This is a genomic window from Streptomyces sp. NTD107, assembly GCF_059510435.1.
Map to the genome: position 1 here is coordinate 31,321 of NZ_JCAJZV010000006.1, position 17,405 is coordinate 48,725.

The 17,405-nt window shown below is 74.2% G+C and carries 11 protein-coding genes; 1 reads left to right on the forward strand and 10 read right to left on the reverse strand.

Annotation, left to right across the window (positions count from 1 at the left end; all coding sequences use genetic code 11):
* Nucleotides 1-3 precede the first annotated feature (3 nt).
* Genes AC5WRL_RS14185 through AC5WRL_RS14210 form a run of 6 tightly spaced genes read right to left on the reverse strand, consistent with a single transcriptional unit; the run spans nt 4 to nt 7,969 of the window.
* On the reverse strand, nt 4-1,167 hold the full coding sequence (locus AC5WRL_RS14185) for an alpha/beta hydrolase (protein WP_496088850.1): 1,164 nt from the start codon (nt 1,165-1,167) through the stop codon (nt 4-6).
* A complete protein-coding gene (locus AC5WRL_RS14190) occupies nt 1,164-2,237 on the reverse strand; it encodes an NAD-dependent epimerase/dehydratase family protein (protein WP_496088851.1) in 1,074 nt (357 codons plus the stop codon). The genes AC5WRL_RS14185 and AC5WRL_RS14190 overlap by 4 nt, the downstream gene beginning before the upstream one ends.
* Entirely contained in the window at nt 2,234-4,546 is a 2,313-nt protein-coding gene (locus AC5WRL_RS14195; RefSeq protein WP_496088852.1) for an MMPL family transporter, read from the reverse strand. The genes AC5WRL_RS14190 and AC5WRL_RS14195 overlap by 4 nt, the downstream gene beginning before the upstream one ends.
* The gene (locus AC5WRL_RS14200) at nt 4,537-6,276 is read right to left on the reverse strand and encodes an FAD-dependent monooxygenase (RefSeq protein ID WP_496088853.1); all 1,740 of its coding nucleotides are present in this window, start codon (nt 6,274-6,276) and stop codon (nt 4,537-4,539) included. Before AC5WRL_RS14200 ends, AC5WRL_RS14195 begins: the two co-directional genes overlap by 10 nt.
* Nucleotides 6,273-6,944 (reverse strand): HAD family hydrolase, encoded by a 672-nt coding sequence (locus AC5WRL_RS14205; RefSeq protein ID WP_496088854.1) that lies wholly within the window; start codon nt 6,942-6,944, stop codon nt 6,273-6,275. Before AC5WRL_RS14205 ends, AC5WRL_RS14200 begins: the two co-directional genes overlap by 4 nt.
* Nucleotides 6,935-7,969: an AfsA-related hotdog domain-containing protein gene (locus AC5WRL_RS14210; RefSeq protein WP_496089150.1), complete on the reverse strand. Its 1,035-nt coding sequence runs from the start codon at nt 7,967-7,969 to the stop codon at nt 6,935-6,937. The genes AC5WRL_RS14205 and AC5WRL_RS14210 overlap by 10 nt, the downstream gene beginning before the upstream one ends.
* Before the next feature lie 305 nt (nt 7,970-8,274).
* On the opposite strand from AC5WRL_RS14210, the gene AC5WRL_RS14215 reads away from it, so the two are divergent.
* Entirely contained in the window at nt 8,275-11,397 is a 3,123-nt protein-coding gene (locus tag AC5WRL_RS14215) for an AfsR/SARP family transcriptional regulator (protein ID WP_496088855.1), read from the forward strand.
* Here the strand turns inward: AC5WRL_RS14215 and AC5WRL_RS14220 are convergent.
* The 4 genes from AC5WRL_RS14220 to AC5WRL_RS14235 are packed head-to-tail and all read right to left on the reverse strand — an operon-like array spanning nt 11,363 to nt 17,349.
* Nucleotides 11,363-11,842 (reverse strand): VOC family protein, encoded by a 480-nt coding sequence (locus AC5WRL_RS14220; protein ID WP_496088856.1) that lies wholly within the window; start codon nt 11,840-11,842, stop codon nt 11,363-11,365. The genes AC5WRL_RS14215 and AC5WRL_RS14220 overlap by 35 nt on opposite strands.
* A 16-nt stretch (nt 11,843-11,858) precedes the next feature.
* Nucleotides 11,859-12,995 carry a glycosyltransferase gene (locus AC5WRL_RS14225; RefSeq protein WP_496088857.1) on the reverse strand — a complete coding sequence of 379 codons (1,137 nt, stop codon included), beginning with the start codon at nt 12,993-12,995 and terminating at the stop codon, nt 11,859-11,861.
* Nucleotides 12,992-15,814, reverse strand: coding sequence for a bifunctional glycosyltransferase/CDP-glycerol:glycerophosphate glycerophosphotransferase (locus tag AC5WRL_RS14230; RefSeq protein WP_496088858.1), 2,823 nt, complete (start codon nt 15,812-15,814; stop codon nt 12,992-12,994). Before AC5WRL_RS14230 ends, AC5WRL_RS14225 begins: the two co-directional genes overlap by 4 nt.
* On the reverse strand, nt 15,811-17,349 hold the full coding sequence (locus AC5WRL_RS14235; protein WP_496088859.1) for a DUF6056 family protein: 1,539 nt from the start codon (nt 17,347-17,349) through the stop codon (nt 15,811-15,813). The genes AC5WRL_RS14230 and AC5WRL_RS14235 overlap by 4 nt, the downstream gene beginning before the upstream one ends.
* Nucleotides 17,350-17,405 lie beyond the last annotated feature (56 nt).

Sequence of the window (17,405 nt, forward strand, 5' to 3'; positions counted from 1 at the left end):
TGATCAGTCGGAGACACGGTCCAGCCAGGCGGCCAGCGTGTCGTGGACGAGTGGTGCTTGGCGTTCCAGGCCCATGTAGTGCCCGGCGTCGGGGACTTCGAGCAGTTCGGTGTCGTCGGTGCCGGTGAACAGCGCCTCGTGCTCGGCGCCGCCCTCGACCCGGGCGTCCTTCTCGCCGTACAGGAAGAGCACCGGGACGGTGATGTCGCTCAGGTGCCGCAGATCGACGAGGACGCCGCCGAGTTGGGCGACCATGTCGCCGCACGGGTGCGCGTTCTGGTGCGGCAGGGCCAGGCGCAGGACGTCGGGGTCGGTGTCGTTGAAGTTGCCGTCCCGGAATTCCTCGGTGCCCAGGTCGTAGTGGACGTAGCCGTCGCTGTGGCCGCCCGCGCCGTTGAGGCAGGTGTTGAGGGCGGTGAAGAAGCGGGCGTTGGCCTGCGGGGTGAGGCCGAGGTCGGTCCAGTCCATGATGACCAGGCCGTCGATGTCCTGGAAGGAGTAGGCGGCGATCTGGGAGATCTGGCCGCCGTTCGACTGGCCGGCCAGATAGACGCGGTTGAACCGGGTTGCCTCGCCGTCCTCGTTGAGCGTGTAGCTGCCGTCCCGCAGCGCCCGGGTGATCTGGTGGGCGATGTCGGCCTCGCCGCCGATGCAGGCGAGGTAGCCGTCGGGGTGGTCGCTGGCGCCGTAGCCGAGCCGGTCCACGGTGACGGAGGCGTGGCCGCGCAGGGCCATCTCCTCCGCGTGGTGGTAGCCCTCGGCGTCCAGCCGCCAGTACCACTCGCCGGCCGCTATTCCGTGTTGGTAGAGGGTGACGTCCGGGGCGGCTCCCGCTTCGGCCGTTTCCAGCAGGGTGCGGGGTGCCGTCAGGTGGCCCTCGATCCGGTATGTCTCGCCGTCCACCGGGCATTCGGCCAGCGTGCGGTTCTGGTTGACGACGGTGAAGGAGATGGGGATGTCCACGATGTCGGCCGCCGCCAGCCGGTCGGCGGTCGCGCCGGCGGCGATCGCGGCCTCCTCGGGGGAGGCCATGTCGATCACCTCGCCGGCGGCGTCCGTGGTGGTGCCGTCCGCCCCGGGCGCGGCGACGGCCCAGTACACGGGGGCGGCCACCAGCAGCGCCGCCGCCGTACCGAAGGCGAGCACGGAGGTACGGGTCCGGGTCATGCGGCGGGCTCCTTGGTGTCGTGGTCCAGCGCCCCGGTGGCCCGGTACCAGGCGGCCTCGTCGGCGAGGGTTTCGGCCAGCGGCCGGAAGCTGACGCCGAGTTCCCGCTGGGCGCGGGCGGAGGTGATGCGGGTGCGGTTGCCGTCGAGCAGCGCGCGTACCCCTTCGCGGGTGGCGATGGGCGGCCGGCGGCGCAGCTTGGCGCCGGTCTCCAGCACGGTGGCGAAGCCGAGTGCCGCCGCGGCCGGGATCTGCCGGGGCGCGGTGGCCCCGGTGGCCTCGGCGATGCCGGCGGTGGTGGCGGCCAGTGGCTGCCAGCGCCCGGCGACGATGTAGCGGCGCAGCGACTCGCCGCGCTCGGCGGCGCGGACGCAGGCGAGGGCCACGTCGCGGGCGTCCACCAGGTGGTTGCCGGCCCTGGGCACGGCGCGCAGTTCGCCGCGGGCGACGGACAGGAACAGCCGGCCGGCGGAGGTGGGGCCCTCGTCGCCGGGGCCCCACATCCAGCCGGGGAGTACCAGGGGGACGCGCAGCCCGGGGTGTTCGGCGCAGAACCGGGTGATGGCGGCCTCGGCCCGTACCTTGCTGGCCCGGTAGCCGTTGCGTTCCCAGCGCGGCGGCAGGCCGGCGTCCTCGTCGGCGGGGGCCTGTTCGCTGCCGGGGGCGAGGGTGTTGATGGAACTGGTGTGGACGACGGCCGGTACGCCGGCGGCGACGGCCTCGGTGAGCAGGGTGGTGACGGCGTCGACGTTGACGGCGTGCAGCCGCTGGGCGTCGGAGCCGGGCGCGTAGTACTCACGGAAGTACGCGGCGGTGTGGATGACGGCGTCGGCGCCGGGCAGGGCGTCGCGGTAGCCGGCCGGGTCGGTGATGTCGGCGGTCACCACGGTGAGCCGGCCGGGGCCGGTCGGCGGCAGCAGCCGGGCCGCTTTGGCGGGGTCGCGAACCACGGCGATCACTTTGACGTTGTCGTCGCGGGCGAGGAGTTCGCCGACGACGGCCCGGCCCAGCAGGCCGGTGGCCCCGGTGACGACGACCCGGTGGAGGGGTAGCTGTTCTGCGGTGGTCATGGGGTCTGGGTCTCCTTCCGCATGGGTACGGCGTCGGGTTCCTCGCGCAGTCCGAACCGCCGCTGGAAGCGGCGCAGCGGGGCCGGCGCCCACCAGGTCGCGGGGCCGCACAGCCGCATGACGGCGGGCAGCAGCAGCGCGCGGACGACGGTGGCGTCCACCAGGACGGCCAGGGCGACGCCGAGGCCGAGCATCTTGGTGTTGGTGATCTGCGAGGTGCCGATGGCGATCAGGACGACGGACAGGATGAGCGCGGCGGCGGTGATGATGCCGCCGGTGCGCTGGATGCCGGCGACGATGGCGCGCTGTGCGTCGCCGTGCCGCTGGTGCTCCTCGGTGATGCGGGCGAGCACGAACACGGTGTAGTCCATCGACAGGCCGAAGGCGACGCAGAACATCAGCACCGGGAGGGTGGTTTCCACGGTGCCGGTGGCGGTGAAGCCGAGCAGCCCGGACAGGTTCCCGTCCTGGAAGACCCACACCACCACGCCGAACATGGCGCTGAGGCTGAGCGCGTTGAGGGCCACGGCCTGGAGCGGGATGACGACGGACCCGGTGAGCAGGAACATCAGCAGCAGCGACGCGGCCACGATGATGAGGGCCGCCCAGCCGAGCCGGGCGCCGATCGCCGCCTTGGAGTCGACGAGTTGCGCGCTCTGCCCGCCGACCACCGGGGACAGCGCCCGGTGGCCGGGGTCGGCGGCGCCGATGTCGCGTACCTGGCGGACCAGTTGCTGGGCTGCCTCGTCGGTGGCTTCCACGCCGGGGACGGGGGTGAGGGTGAGGTGGCTCATGCCGGCGCCGGCCCGTACCGCGTCGGCCGGGGTGGCCGCCGCGTCCAGGGCGCCGTTCTGGTAGCCGCCGAGGGGGGTGTCGACGCGTTCCACGGCGGGCAGTTCGGAGAGCGCGGCGGCGTAGGAGCGCAGGGCCGCCGCGTCGTCGGGGGCCTGCGAGTCGGCTGTTCTGGCCAGCACTTCGATGGTGCCGGTGGTGGTGTCGGGGAACTCCGCGCGCAGGGTGTCCTGGACGGTACGGGCCTCCGCGCCGTGCGGCAGTTGCCGGTCGTCGGCGGCGCCGAACGCGATCCGCGCGAACGGCAGTCCGGCCAGCAGCAGCGCGCCGGCGACGGCGACGGTGACCAGGGGGGCGCGCCGTACCGCCCAGGTCACCAGGCGCCGCCAGCCCGCGCCGCTCCCGTCACCGCCCGCCACCGTGCCGGGGCGGCGCCGTACCACGCGCAGCGCGTCGACCTTGTGGCCCAGCAGCCGCAGCGCGGCGGGCAGCAGAAGCAGCGCGGCCCCGGCGGCCAGCGCCACCACACTGATGCCGGCGTAGGCGAAGGACCGCAGGAAGTACAGCGGGAACACCAGCATCGCGGAGAGCGCCATCATGATCGTGAGCGCGGAGAACAGCACGGTGCGTCCGGCGGTGCGCACCGTGGTGGAGACCGCGGTGTGCGGGTCGGCTCCGGCGGCGAGTTCCTCGCGGTAGCGGCGCACGATCAGCAGCGCGTAGTCGATGGCCAGGCCGAGTCCCAGCGCGGTGGTGAGGTTCTGGGCGAAAACCGACACCTCGGCGAACTCGGTGATGACGCGCAGCACGGCGTTGGTGCCCAGCACGGCCACGATGCCGACCCCGAGGGGGAGCAGCGCGGCGACCAGGCCGCCGAAGACGACGACGAGGATGAGCAGGGTGATGGGGATGGCGATCAGCTCGGCGGTGAGCAGATCGGCGGCGATGGTGGACTGGAGCTCTTCGAGGACGGCGATGGGGCCGCCGAGTTGGACGGTCAGGGCGGGCAACCCGTCCGGGCTGCCCCGGTAGTCGGGCACCAGCTGCCGGAACACCGCCTTGGCGGCGTCCTCGTCGCCGCGCACCTGGGCGAGGATCAGCGCCTGGCCACCGCTGTCCGACCGCAGTTGCTCGGCGCCGGTCTGCCAGTACGACAGCACACCGGTGACGCCGGGTTCGAAGGCGAGCCGGGCGGCGAGCGCGCTGCCCTGGGCGGCGACCTCGCGGTCGTTCACACCGCGGCCGTCCGTACCCGAGACCAGCAGCACCAGGTTGGGCTGGGCGGCCGGGAAATGCTCGCGCAACAGTTCCCCGGCGAGGGTGGATTCGGCGGCCGGGTCGTCGGTGCCGCCGCCGCGCAGCCGGTCTGTGGCGTCCGCGCCGACGATCAGCGCGTCGATGACGAACAGCAGGCCGAGCAGCAGGACGGCCCAGGGGGCCCGGCGCCCCGGGGGGCGGGCGGCCGGGCCCCCGCCGGGGGCGGCGGCCCGGCCGGGGGAGGTGGCGGTCAGGGCCATGGGTCCGCGTCCCCCTGGGCCGGGATACGGGCCAGCAGCGCGTCGAGCGCGGCGGGCGAGCCGGGCAGGCCCAGTACGGCGCGCCCGCCGACGACGCCGTCGGGCCGTACGTACACGGCCTGGGCGCGGTACCCGTGGGCGGCCTCCGCCCGGTCGTACCGCAGGTCGGCGTCGGCGTCGGTGGCGGTGGCGGTGGCGGCGGTACTTGCCGTGCCGGTGGTACTGGCCGTGCCTGCTGGTTCGGCGGTGCCGCCCGCGCCGCCCGTACCGCCCGCGCCGGGGTGGGTGCCGGCGATCAGCAGCACCTCGCCCGGGCCGCAGCGGCGCGCCGCGTCCCGGCCGGTGTCGGTGGTGTCGGCGAGCACCACGACGGTGTGCCGGCCGGCGGCCAGATACTGGTGCAGGGTCCCGGCGCCCGCCCCCGGGGAGCCGGCCGTGGTGTGCCGCAGGGTGAGCGGCAGATCCGGGACCCGGCGCCCGGTGCGCAACGCGCCGTCGGCGCCGTCCGCCCCCGACACGGCCGGAGAGCCCGTCAGATCGAGGTCCACCTGGGCCAGTTCGGGAACGAACCGCCGCTCCAGTACCCCGCGCCGGGACAGTACGCGCATGGCCGTGTCCCGTACCGCGCGGGCCGGACGCGACCGCAGCAGCCACAGTTTGGTCTGCCGGTCGGCGTTGCGCACCGCCGTGACGGCGGTGGGCCGCCGCTCCGCCTCGTAGGAGTCGAGCAGCGCCGGGTCCGCGCCCCGGCACACCGCCGCCAGTTTCCAGCCGATGTCATAGCCGTCCTGTACGCCGGTGTTCAGGCCCTGCCCGCCCGCCGGGCTGTGGCAGTGCGCGGCGTCCCCGGCCAGGAACACCGCGTCCCGCCGGAACGCGGCGGCGACCTTGGTGTGCACCTGGAAGCGGCTGGACCACCACAGGTCGCCGAGCTGCCAGCCGCCGGGGCCGCGCGCGTCCAGCAGGGCCTGGAGTTCGGCCCGGTCGGGGGGTTCGGCGGCCCCGCCCGCGCCCTGGTCGAAGAACACCCGGTGGCCGCCCTTGGGCAGCGCCACCACCACCAGCACGCCGTGCGGGGTGAGGTGGTACTGCGCCTCGCGCTCCGGCAGCGGCACCGGCCCTGCGGCGCTGAGTACGGCGTCGCCGAGCAGGAACTCCCGCCCGTAGGTGCTGCCTTCGAAGGGCACGCCGAGCCCGGTGCGTACCGTGCTGTGGGTGCCGTCGGCCGCGATCAGCCAGCGGGCGGTGACCGTCTCCTCGCCGCCAGCGCCATGTGCCGCGCGCAGCACGGCGGTTGCCCCGTCCGGGTTGGTGGTCGCGGACTGGACCTCGGTGTCCCACTCCACCGTGCCGCCGAGCTGGGTGAGCCGTTCGTACAACAGTTCCTCGGTGATGGGCTGCGGCACGCACAGCGGGCCGGGGAAGCGGGTGCCGGCCAGCGAGCCGAAGCCGACCCGGGCGACCTGCCGGCCCCGGGACCAGTACGAGGCGCCGGCCAGCGGCAGCGCCCGCTCGCCGAGCGCGGCGGCGATGCCGAGCCGGTCCAGGACCTCCAGCGCGCCGCTCCACAGGATCAGCGCCTTGGGGGTGGTGGAGGGGCCGGAGCGGCGTTCCACCACCCGGACGGGGACGCCGTTCCGCAACAGGGTGCAGGCGGCGGTCAGGCCGGTGGGGCCGGCCCCGGTGATCAGCACCGGCGCCGCGCCGTTGGTGCCGTTCGCGCCGCTCATCGGGTGCCTCCCGCCGCGCTCAGGCCCAGTGCGTCGCGTACGTCGGCGATGGCCTGCGCCGGGTCCTTGAACAGCACCGCCCGCAGGCCCAGCCGCTCGGCCGCCACCGTGTTCTCCTCCGTGTCGTCCAGCAGCAGACAGCTCCCGGCGGGCGCGTGCAGCCGGGCCAGCAGCCGCCGGTAGATCTCCGGGTCCGGCTTGCGCACCCCCTCCTCGCTGGAGTCCACGACCACGTCGAAGAGTTCGTCCACCGGCAGGGTGGCCCGCCAGCGCGGCCCCCACTCCCGTACGTTGTTGGTCAGCAGCGCCACCCGGCGCCCGCTCGCCCGCACGTCGCGGACCAGCGCCAGCACCTCCTCGTTGGCGCGCCGGCCGCGGAACCACAGTTCGCCGAACGGCCGGCCGGCCAGTACCTCGGCGGCCTGCGGCGGCAGCCCGGCCAGCATCCGCTCGGTGAACTCCGCCTCGGTGATGTCGGCGACCTCAAGCGCGGCCATCGGGCTGATCCCGTACCGCGCGGTGGCGGCGGCGAAGGCCGCGGCGATCGGCTCCAGGCCGAGGCCGGTGGCGCGGGCGAAGACGGCGTACGTCTCGGCCAGCGGATTGGTCAGCACCCCGCCGTAGTCGCACACCAGGATCTCGGGCCGGTCGGTGTCGGTCAGGTCCACGGCGCGACCTCCATGGTGATCTCGCTGACGGTGGCGGAGCCCTGGGTGAGCAGCACGGTCACCGGCACGGCGATCACGCCGAGTTCGCCGGCGTGCCGCACCCCGCCGACCTGGGCGGTGGCGGTGGTCGTACGGTCCAGCTCGGCGAACGCCCCGAAGGTCGCGGCGACATCGGTCACCACCAGCGCGGCCGGCGACAGGCCGTGCAGCCGGGCCACGGTGGCCACGGCCAGCTGCCGGGCCGCCTCCAGCTGGAGGTTGCCGGGTATGTGGTCCAACTCGTGGTCGAACAGATGTGGGTGGCCGGTGTTGACGACCAGCCGGGCCAGCGAGTTCCCCGAAGGGTCCACGGTGGGTTCGGTGATGACCACATTGCGCGGGTCGCGGCGGCCCACCGAGCGGGCCTCGGCCGGCATCAGCCGCGGGCTGAGCACCAGCGCCGACGCGCCGCCCGGCTCCTGGCCGCGGCCCTGAGCACGCAGCACGCCGAAGGCGCGGTGGCTGACGAAGGTCAGCTTGCCGGTGGCGTCCAGGGCGGTGTGCCCGTCCACCAGCAGGGCGCCGGTGAAGGAGAACCCGAGGACCCGGCCGGCCCGGTTGCGGTCCGGCAGCACCGTGATCCGGATGACGGCGTGCGCCGGTCTGCTGCCGATCCGCAGGGCGGGCAGCGAGCGGACCGTGAAGCCCAGTTCCATGAAGATGAAGGCGCTGGCCAGCGGCACATCCAGGTGCCGGTGCGCCACCAGCACCCCGGACTGCCGGAGCACTTCGACGAGCAGCAGGAAGTCGTACGCGGCGGAGTGCTCCCCCACGACATGCCCGCGCGGCAGTTGGGCGGCGACTTCGAAGGACAGTGGACCGCCGGCGGCATCGGTGGCGGTGGTGATGGGTACGTCCGTCCCCGTGGCGGCCGAGTCGGTGACGAACACCTCGGCCACGGACATGCGGTGAACCAGCGCTCGCGGCACGGTGGTGTCGTACCGCAGCTGGTCGGACGGGGCGGTCGTGGGGAGTTGGGTGGGCATGGTCACGGCCGTTCTCCTCCAGGTCCGGTGAGCAGCGCCGAGCGGATGATGCGCGCTGCTTGGTACGTCCGGGTCCGACGATGGCGGGGGGCGCTGACCGATCGCTGGAAGATCCGCTGAAGAACGGCTGAAGCGGGCTCCACCCGCCCGTTGCGCATACTCATACGGGGGCTGGTAGAGACATCGGCCGAAATGTGAAGGGTTGGTGCCGCTTCCCGGAGACGGTCTTGTGAACTCTGGGCTTCGGCGGTAGCGGCGCCTGTCGCCAGGAACCTATGATCCGAATCGACTTCAGGGGGAAGCCCATGGCGAAGAACGCGATCCGTTGTGAAGTGCTCGGCCCGTTACGGGCCCTGGACGGAACCACTGAAATCGACCTGGGCCCGCCCCGGCAGCGGGCGGTGCTGGCGGCGCTGCTGCTGCGCGCGCCGCGCCCGGTCACGGTCGACGGGATCATCTCGGCGGTGTGGGGCGGCTCTCCGCCGGGCCATGCCGTCAACCTCGTGCAGAAGTACATCTCGGGGCTGCGCCGGGCGCTGCCGGCCGGCACCCCGATCACGCTCACCGGCACCGGCTACGTCCTGCATCCGGCGGGCGGCCTTGACCTGTGGGAGTTCGAGGAACTGTACGCGCGGGCCCGGGCGTTACGGGAGGCCGGGCGGCCGGCCGAGGCGATCGACGCGCTCGGCCGGGCGGTCGGGCTGTGGCGCGGCGACTTCGTCGAGGGCACCGACGGGCCCGGCATCGAGCTGGAACGCGACCGGCTCACCGAGCGGCTGGTGGCCGCCGAGGAGGAGCTGTACGGGCTCGGGCTGCGGCTGGGCCGGGGCGCCGAGCACGTACCCGAGCTGGTGCGGCTGACCAGCCGGTATCCGCAGCGCGAACGGCTGCACGGGCTGCTGATGCGCTCGCTGGCCCAGTCGGGGCGGCAGACCGAGGCGCTGGATGTGTACACCCGGGTGCGTCGCCGGCTGGCGGAGGAGTACGGCGCCGACCCGGGGCCCGAACTGCGGGACGCCCACCAGTGGGTGTTGTCCGGCGCGGCCGACGAGCAGGTGGCGGAGACCGGGGACGGGGCGGGATACGGGGCCGGGGCCGAGGGCGACACGGTCGCCGCGCGGCCCGCCGGGCCGGTACCGGCGGCGGTCGCGGGGGCCGTTCCGCCGGCCACCAGGGCCGTACTGCCGGTCGCCGAACCCGCCCAACTGCCCTACCCGGTCTTCGGCTTCACCGGCCGCACCGCCGAGGTCAAGCGCATCACCTCACTCCTGCTGTCCGGTGGCATGCCGGTGGTCTGCGTGGAGGGCACCGCCGGCATCGGCAAGACGGCCCTCGCCGTGCGCTGCGCCCAGCAGGTGGCGGGCTCGTTCCCGGACGGCCAGCTCTTCGCCGATCTGCGGGGCTTCGACCCGCTCGCCCCGGTCGAATCCGGCCAGATTCTCGGCGAGTTCCTGCGCTCGCTCGGCGTCCCGCCGCGCCGGATCCCGCCCGCCGTGCACGAGCGGTCGGCCCTGCTGCGTTCCGTACTCGCGCACCGCCGCGCGCTGCTGGTGCTGGACAACGCCGCCGACGCCGACCAGGTGCTGCCGCTGCTGCCCGGCTCCGAGCACTGCGCGGTGCTGATCACCAGCCGCCGCCGGCTGACCGGGCTGGCCGTGCACAGCGGGGCGCACCGGGTGCAGTTGCCGGTGCTCAGCGTCCGGGAGTCGGACGCCCTGCTGCGTACCGTGCTGGGCCCGGCGGCGGCCGGTGACGACGCGGCGATGGCGGAGATCGCCCGGCTGTGCGGCCATCTGCCGCTCGCGCTGCGGGTGGTGGCGGCCCGGGCGGCGATCTCCCCGCACATTCCGCTGGCGGCGGTCGCCCGCCGGCTGGCCGAGTCCGGGCCGCTGGCCGGGGTGTCGGCGCCGGAGCCGGAGGACGAGCGGGTTTCGGTGGCCGCCTCGCTGACCCTGTCCTACCGGGGGCTGGACGCCACCGTGCAGCGGGTGCTGCGGCACATCGGGCTGATCCCGGGTCCTGATCTGACCCAGGCGGCGGCAGCGGCCGTGGCCGGGGTCGCGGAACCGGTCGCCGGGCGGGCGCTGTCGGTGCTGTCGGCGGCGCATCTCATCGAGCAGCACCACGCCGACCGGTTCCGGTTCCCGCACGATCTGCTGCGCGAGTACGCCCGGCAGCGGGCCTACGCCGAGGAGAACCCCCGGGAGCGGGAAGCGGCGATACGCAGGCTGTCCGCCTGGTATCTGCGGACCGCGTCGGTGCTGGGCGGCGGCTCGGGGCACCGCCATGTGGTGGGCCCGCACGGCCGGATGGAGACCGCCGAGGGCGGTCGGGACGGTCCCGTCACCTCGGATTCCGCGCTGGTGAAGGCCGAGGCCGAGCTGCGCAACTACGCGGCGATGGCCGCCCATGCCGCCCGGCACGGTCCGTACCCGGTGGCCTGGCGGCTCGCCGGGCTGCTGCACGACCTGTGCAAGCGCCGCTCGCTGGTGTCCGAGTGGCTGACCATGGCGGAGGCGGGCCTGCGGGCCGCCGAGGAGGCCCAGGACGCGCGGGCCGCCGCCGAGCTGGCGCTGACGCTGGTGGACGCCTCGCTCACGGCCGGTCTGATGGCGCAGGCCGAGCAGCACGCCCAGCGGGCCCTGGCCATCGGGGAGGAGCACGGCTGGCCGCGGATCAGGGCCGCCGCCCACGAGCAGTTGGGGCGCGGCCGGTGGACGGTCGGCGAACTCGGCGCCGCGCGCGAGCAACTGGTGGAGTCGGTGCGGCTGTACGGGGAGGGTGGGGAGGGTGGCCCGCTCAACACGGCGATGGCGCTGTGCGCGCTGGCCCGGGTGGAGGCCGATTCCGGGGTGCTGGAACGGGCTTTCACGCTGTACGGGAAGGCGCTGCGGCTCAGCCGGGCGGCGGGCGTGCCGCATCTGGAGTCCATGGTGCTGATCGAACTCGGCCTGGTACACGCCGCGTTGCACCGCCCCGAGTCGGCGGCGCTGTCCTTCGAGGCGGCGCTGGCACGCAGCCGGGGCAGCTACACCGGGCACCGGCCGCAGGCGCTGGCGCTGGGCTATCTCGCCGAACTGGACGCGGCGCGCGGCCGGGACGAGCGGGCGGGGGAACGGGCCAGGGAGCGTGGCGCGCAGGCGGTACGGATCGCCCGGGACCAGGGCGACCACTGGGCGCTGGCCGAGGCGCACAACGCGGCCGGCCGCGCCCTGGCCGCTCTCGGCGACCCGGTGGCGGCGGCCGGCCACCACCACGCGGCGCTGGAGCTGGCCGGCCTGCTGACCTATCGGCGCGCCGAGCTGCACGCCCTGGCGGGCCTGGCCGCCACCACCGACGACCCGTCCTGGGCCCGCCGGGCCACCGCCCTGGCCACTGCGCACGGTTACGACCTCAGCCGGCTGCTGGGTCCTGCGGGTACGAGCTGATCTCGATCAGGTTGTGGTCCGGGTCCCGCAGGTAGACGCTCAGGATCGGGCCCAGCGCCCCGGTTCTGGTGACCGGGCCCTCCTCCACCGGGACGCCGTACGCCGCCAGCCGGTCCATGATCGCGTCGGGGGGCAGGGTGGTGAGCAGACACAGGTCGGCGCTGCCCGGGGTGGGGTGTGCGGCGCGCGGGAGCAGTTCGTGGCCGGCCAGGTGCAGGTTGATCTTGCTGTCGCCGAAGCGGAGCGCGCGCCGCCCGGTGCCGAAGGTCACCGGCCGCATGCCCAGCACCCGCTGGTAGAAGTCGACCGTGCGCTCGATGTCCGCGACGGTCAGCACCAGATGGTCGAGCCCGGTGATCCCCAGCCCGCTTCGGTCCGCGCTTCCGTTTCCGCTTCCGATTCCGCTTCCGTCTCCGCTTCGGTCCGCGCTTCCGTTTCCGCTCATCGGCCCAGCATCCCAGCTATCGGTCGATCTCCTCGAACAGATTCTCCCAGCGGTCCAGTACCCGGGGCAGATTCAGGGCGGCCACATGGTTCCGGGCCGCCGCGCCGTAGTGGTGCCGGCGTGGGGTGTCGGTCATCAGCCGGGTGAGCGCCGTCGCGAAGGCGTCGGTGTTGCCCGCCGGGACCAGGGTGCCGGTGTGGCCGTCCCTGATCAGCTCCCGGACGCCGGCCGACAGATCGAAGCTCACCGTCGGCACTCCGCAGGCCGCCGCCTCGGCCACCGCCATGGGGCGGCCCTCGCGGTCGCTGGTGAGGGCCAGCAGGGACAGTTCGCGGTAGGCCGCCGTCATGTCCCGCACGCTGCCCCGGAAGTGCACCCGCTCCGCGACGCCCCGGCTCCTGGCGTGCGCCTCCAGCGCGCCGCGCAGCGGCCCGTCACCGAACAGGTGCAGCTCCCATTCACGCCCGCCGGTGTCCGCGAAGGCGTCGATCAGCCGGTCGAGCCGCTTGACCGGCTCCAGCCGCCCCACCGCCCCGATCCGCCGGGTGTCGAGCCGGGCGGCGAGCCCGGGGCTGAACGGCAGCGGGTTGGGGATGGTGGCCGCGTTCGGCAGCCGCTCGCGGCGGAACAGCGCCGCGTCGCCCTCGCTGAGGAAGACGGACTTCTCCAGCTCCGGGTAGTGCCGCAGGATCAGCCGCAGATTGGCGGAGGCCCGGGCCTGCTCGTACGACTCGTGGTACTGGCCGATGCCGCGCAGTCGTGGCCACTCCACGGCGCGCAGCCAGTCCACCGCCCACGGCGAGCCGATGATCAGATAGCCGGTGTCGACCGCCGTCAGCCGCTCCGTCAGCTTGCCCAGCGCCTCCTCCCGGTGCCCGGCCCGCGTCCGCTGCTGCTTCACCCGCGACCAGTTCAGCCGCTCCGCGAAGGTGTTCGCCCGCCACGGCGGCGGCGTCGGCTCCGGGTAGAGCGTGGTGTGCCGGTAGCCCGGGTCGCTGTGGTACGTGTGCGGCTCCGCGCTCGGCCGGATGCCGATCAGCTCCACCCGGTGCCCGCGCCCCGCGAACCCCTGGGCCAGGGTGTGCAGCACCCGCTGCGAGCCGCCCATCGAGTCCACGTCGATGCCGATCAGGAAGATGTTGCGGTGTTTCATCGGACCAGCCCCTCGAAGAAGCGTTCCACCACGGCCCAGGCGGCGCCGCCCGTCTCGTACGTCGTGAAGCGGGCGGCGAAGGCGGCGTACCGGTCCGCGTGTTCCTTCTGCACCCGGTCCAGGTCGTTCACCACCTCCACCACCTCGTCGGTGCGGGTCAGCACCGGGCCCGGCGCGATCTCCGCCAGGTCGTAGTACGTGCCGCGCGCGCTGTTGCGGTAGTGCTCGTAGTCGTCGGCGAACAGCAGGATCGGCCGGCCCAGATTGGCGTAGTCGAACATCACCGACGAGTAGTCCGTCAGCAGCGCGTCCGAGGCCAGCAGCAGCTCGTTGATGTCGGGGAAGCCGCGCCCGTCCCGTACCACCGGGGCCACCTCGCGCGGCACCTCGAACCGCTCGTAGTAGTGCGGGCGTACCACCACCGTCCACTCGTGCCCGATCCCGGCCGCAAGCCGCTCCAGATCCACCCGCAGCGACTCGCCGGTGTTCCGCGCCCCGTCCCGGAACGTCGGCGCGTACAGCAGCACCTTGCGCCCGTCCGGGATCTGGAGCCGCACCCGTGCCGCCTGCGCCCGGTCGCGGGCCTCCACCTCCCGCCAGCGCACCAGCACGTCGTTGCGCGGCAGCCCGCAGCGCAGCAGCTCACCCGTGTAGCCATTGGCCCGCACGAAGGTGCGTTCGAACTCCTCGCTGGGTGCGATCAGCAGATCCCAGCGCGCCACCGCGTCCCGGTGCAGCCGCTGCTTGTCCTCCGGGCCGAACCGCAGCTCCGGGATGTCGAAGCCCATGTGTTTGAACGCCTGCCCGTGCCAGGTCTGGAGGTAGCGGGTGCCGCGCGGTTTGCCGTACGCGGCCGGGAAGCCGTGCGAGTCGACCCAGTAGCGGGCGCGGGCCAGGGTGCGTACGTACTCCCAGCTGCCGCGCCGCACCAGCGGCACGCCGGGCGGGAAGCCGGCCGGGTCGCCCGCGTACGACCACACCGCGTTGAGCGGCAGCCCGCGCCGCACCAGCTCCTCGTAGATGTAGCGGGGGCTGTCGGCGTAGCCGCGCCCCTCAAGCGCCTCGAACACCACCAGATCGCGGTCCCTGGGCAGCCGCTTGAGCTCCTGGTAGCTGAGGGCCTTGAGCCGGGGTCCGGAGAGCCGGCGGCCGAGTTTGGCGGACTTCTCGCGCACCGGGCCGAGCCGGGGCGCGATGACCTCGGCGCCGGCCAGCAGTCCGGAGCGGGCCCAGGTCAGTTCGAGCCGGCCGGCGCCGCGCTCCTCGACGGCCACGGTGATCGAGTGGCCGGCCAGCCGGGTACGGCGGGCGGGCAGGTCGCCGGGGGCCAGCAGCATGTCGGTGCGGCGCAGGCCCAGCCGCTCCAGGGCGATCACCGGGTGGCGGCGGCCCTTGAAGCCCTTGGCGGTGAGCGGCACCTTCCGCAGATCGACCTCCAGTTCCGCCTCGTAGCGGTCGGTCCCGGCCGGCACATAGGCGAAGGGGACGCGCAGCGGCTCGCCGGCGGCGGCCAGCCACAGTTCGGCGGTGACGCCGTCCGGGTCGGCGAGGAGGCGGGCCGGGTCGTACGTGCGCAGGCCGAGCCGCAGCCGGGCACCGTCGGTGCTGACCCGGGTGAGTTCGTGCCGGATGGGGCGGGAGGCGAACGGCTGGGACGCCGGCTGCCACTCGGTGATGTCGAGTTCGGCGAGCGCGGCCGGGTCGTCGGGGAGCGTGTCGCCCCAGTACGTACGCTCCCCGTCGCGCACCACGGCGCGCGGGGCGAGCAGCGGGCGGCCCAGGGTACGGGCGGCGGTCTGGGCGTCCTCGAAGCGGCCGGCGGTGAGCAGGTACTGGCAGATCCGCTGTTCGCGCGGCAGTGCCCGCCGGGCCTCGTCGGTGATCTCCTCGCTCAGATAGGGGCCGATGACCTGGGTGAACTCCTCGATCCAGGGGTGGTCGCGGAACGGCAGGTCGCCCAGGTAGAGCCGCAGGTCGTGCTTGAGGAACTTGGCGTCCTTGGCGGGGCGCAGCGCGATGTTGCCGCTGTCGGTGAGGAAGGTGTCGATGAGCCGGGCGGCGTGCACCCGGTCGCGGACGTTGGCCATCTTGTGCCGGCTGGAGGAGATGGAGAGCTGGCCGGGGTCGTGGCCGAGGTTCCAGGTGTAGACGGGCCAGGGGACGACGGCGAACCGGTCGGCGAGGGTGAACGCCTGGGCGGTGAACAGCTGGTCCTCGTAGTGCATGCCGGCCGGGAAGCGCAGCCGGTGGCGGGCGATGAAGGCGGCCCGGTAGAGCTTGTTGGTGGACAGGTGGTCGGTGAAGAACTCGGGCGCCTGCGCGATGCCTTCGACGACCCGCACATCGGAGTCGAACAGCTCCGGGTACCACAGCCCGGTGGCGCCGTTCTCCTCGTTCACGCGGGTGACCTCGCCGGTGACGAAGTCCACCCCGGTGGCCTCGGCGGTCAGCAGCAGTGACTTGCAGGCGTGCCGGGGGAGTTCGTCGTCGCTGTCGAGGAACATGAGGTACGGGGCGCGGGCGGCGTCGATCCCGGCGTTGCGCGGGGCGCTGCATCCGCCGCTGTTCTCCGGCAGCCGGATGGACCGGACCCGCGGGTCGGCGGCGGCGAGCGCGGCGGCGACCTGTGCGGTGTCGTCGGTGGAGCAGTCGTCCGCGATGATCACCTCCAGGTTGCGCAGGGTCTGCCGCTGTACGGAGCCCACCGCGCGGGGCAGCCGGCGGGCGTCGTTGTAGGCGATGACGACGACCGTGACATCGGGCGTCTGCGTCGGCGTCTGCGTCGGTGTCGGGTCGGGGCCGGGGCCGGGGTCGGTCATGGGGTTGCGCCCCCTCGGGGTTGGGTGGGTTCGATCTGGTCCACGCGGTAGAAGCCGGCGACGCAGCGGGCGGCCCAGTCGCCGGAGGAGTTCTTCGCCATGAACGGCTCGGTGAGCCCGGCGATGTGGAGGGGCGTGTAGCCGACCGTGGTGGCGCCGGCGGCGGCCTCGGCGCGGATCCGGGCGTGCTGCGCGTCCCAGGCGGCGGCGCGGGCCCTGGTGTCGTCGGCGAGCGACCGTACCTGGGGGAGCAGTCCGGCCAGCGCGGCCAGGGTGGCGGCGGTGGCGAGCAGCGCGGCGACGGTGCGGGTGCGGGCACGCAGCCGGCCGGCGAGGGACTGGCCGATGAGCACGCCGTAGCAGCACAGGGCGAGCAGCGCGGGCAGCAGGAAGCTGTTCCAGGTGCGGTAGTACGTCCAGCCGCCGTTGCCGTAGCCCATGCGCAGGGAGGCGACGACGGCGAGGGAGGTGAGGGCCACGGCAACGGCCGGGGCGGCCAGGGCGAGCCGGCCGGGGAGGGCGACCATCCCGGAGTCGGCGCCGGGCCCGCGGACCGGGCTGGCGGCCGGCAGCGGGCGGGGGGCGGACAGCGGGGGCAGCGACAGCGGGGCGCCGCGCAGGGCGAGGCCGAGCAGGACGCCGGCGGTGAGGGCGCCCAGCCACACCCAGGAGCCGGTGGCGGCGGCGAGGTGTTCCCACACCCGCAGCCAGTCGCGGCCGGTGGCGGTCAGTTCGGCGGTGGAGAACGGGTCGCCGGGCGGCGGGTGGACGCGGCGCCGGGCGCGGGCGCCGGGGGAGGTGTAGAGGAGGGCGAGCCCGGCGACCAGGCCCAGGCAGCCGGCGGTGCACCAGGCGAGGACGTACCGGCCGTCCCGGGTGCGGCGGCGGCGCCGGGTGAGGGCGGTGAGTCCGGCCAGGCCGGCCAGGGTGCCGGCGACCGCGCTGAACGCCTCGCTGAGGGTGCCGAGGAAGACCCCGGCGACGAGCACCCCGGCGACCGCGGCGCGGCGGGCGCGCCGGCCGCGCCGCTGGGCCCACAGCGCCCAGTTGACCAGCCAGATCCCGATGATGGCGGGCAGCGTGTGGGAGATGGTGGCCGGGGCCCACAGCAGGGTCTGGTACGGGAGCGGCGAGGCGTAGATCAGCAGGGCGGGCAGTACGAGGGCGGCGGCGATCAGCGCGGGGAGCGGTGCCTCGCGGCCGGTGCGTACGGCGAGGGTGCGGCCGAGGACGACGAGTCCGGTGGTGAGGGTGAGGAGGAGGACGGCGGGCAGCAGTTTGGGGCCGAGCAGGCCGCCGGTGTAGGTGACGCCGTTGAGGAAGGCGTTGGCCACCCGGCCGTTCTGGGTGGTGTAGAAGTCCCAGGTGATGCCGTGGATGCCCAGCTCCCGGGTCTTCCAGGCGGCGCACCAGTCGTCGGAGGTGGGGCGTACGTACCGGCCGAGGACGGCGCCCACCGCGAGCAGTGCGCCGGCTCCGGCGGCCACCGCGAGAGCCGGGCGGCGGCGCGATGCGGCTGCGGTGCGCGGTGTCACCCGGACGCCCTCCTTCGCATGTCGCAAATGGGATCAAATAGGAGCATTGCACCATA

Coding starts and splice junctions, on each gene's coding strand:
- AC5WRL_RS14185 (WP_496088850.1), bottom strand. CDS start 1,167: ATGACCCGGACCCGTACCTCCGTGCTCGCCTTCGGTACGGCGGCGGCG.
- AC5WRL_RS14190 (WP_496088851.1), bottom strand. CDS start 2,237: ATGACCACCGCAGAACAGCTACCCCTCCACCGGGTCGTCGTCACCGGG.
- AC5WRL_RS14195 (WP_496088852.1), bottom strand. CDS start 4,546: ATGGCCCTGACCGCCACCTCCCCCGGCCGGGCCGCCGCCCCCGGCGGG.
- AC5WRL_RS14200 (WP_496088853.1), bottom strand. CDS start 6,276: ATGAGCGGCGCGAACGGCACCAACGGCGCGGCGCCGGTGCTGATCACC.
- AC5WRL_RS14210 (WP_496089150.1), bottom strand. CDS start 7,969: ATGCCCACCCAACTCCCCACGACCGCCCCGTCCGACCAGCTGCGGTAC.
- AC5WRL_RS14215 (WP_496088855.1), top strand. CDS start 8,275: ATGGCGAAGAACGCGATCCGTTGTGAAGTGCTCGGCCCGTTACGGGCC.
- AC5WRL_RS14220 (WP_496088856.1), bottom strand. CDS start 11,842: ATGAGCGGAAACGGAAGCGCGGACCGAAGCGGAGACGGAAGCGGAATC.
- AC5WRL_RS14225 (WP_496088857.1), bottom strand. CDS start 12,995: ATGAAACACCGCAACATCTTCCTGATCGGCATCGACGTGGACTCGATG.
- AC5WRL_RS14230 (WP_496088858.1), bottom strand. CDS start 15,814: ATGACCGACCCCGGCCCCGGCCCCGACCCGACACCGACGCAGACGCCG.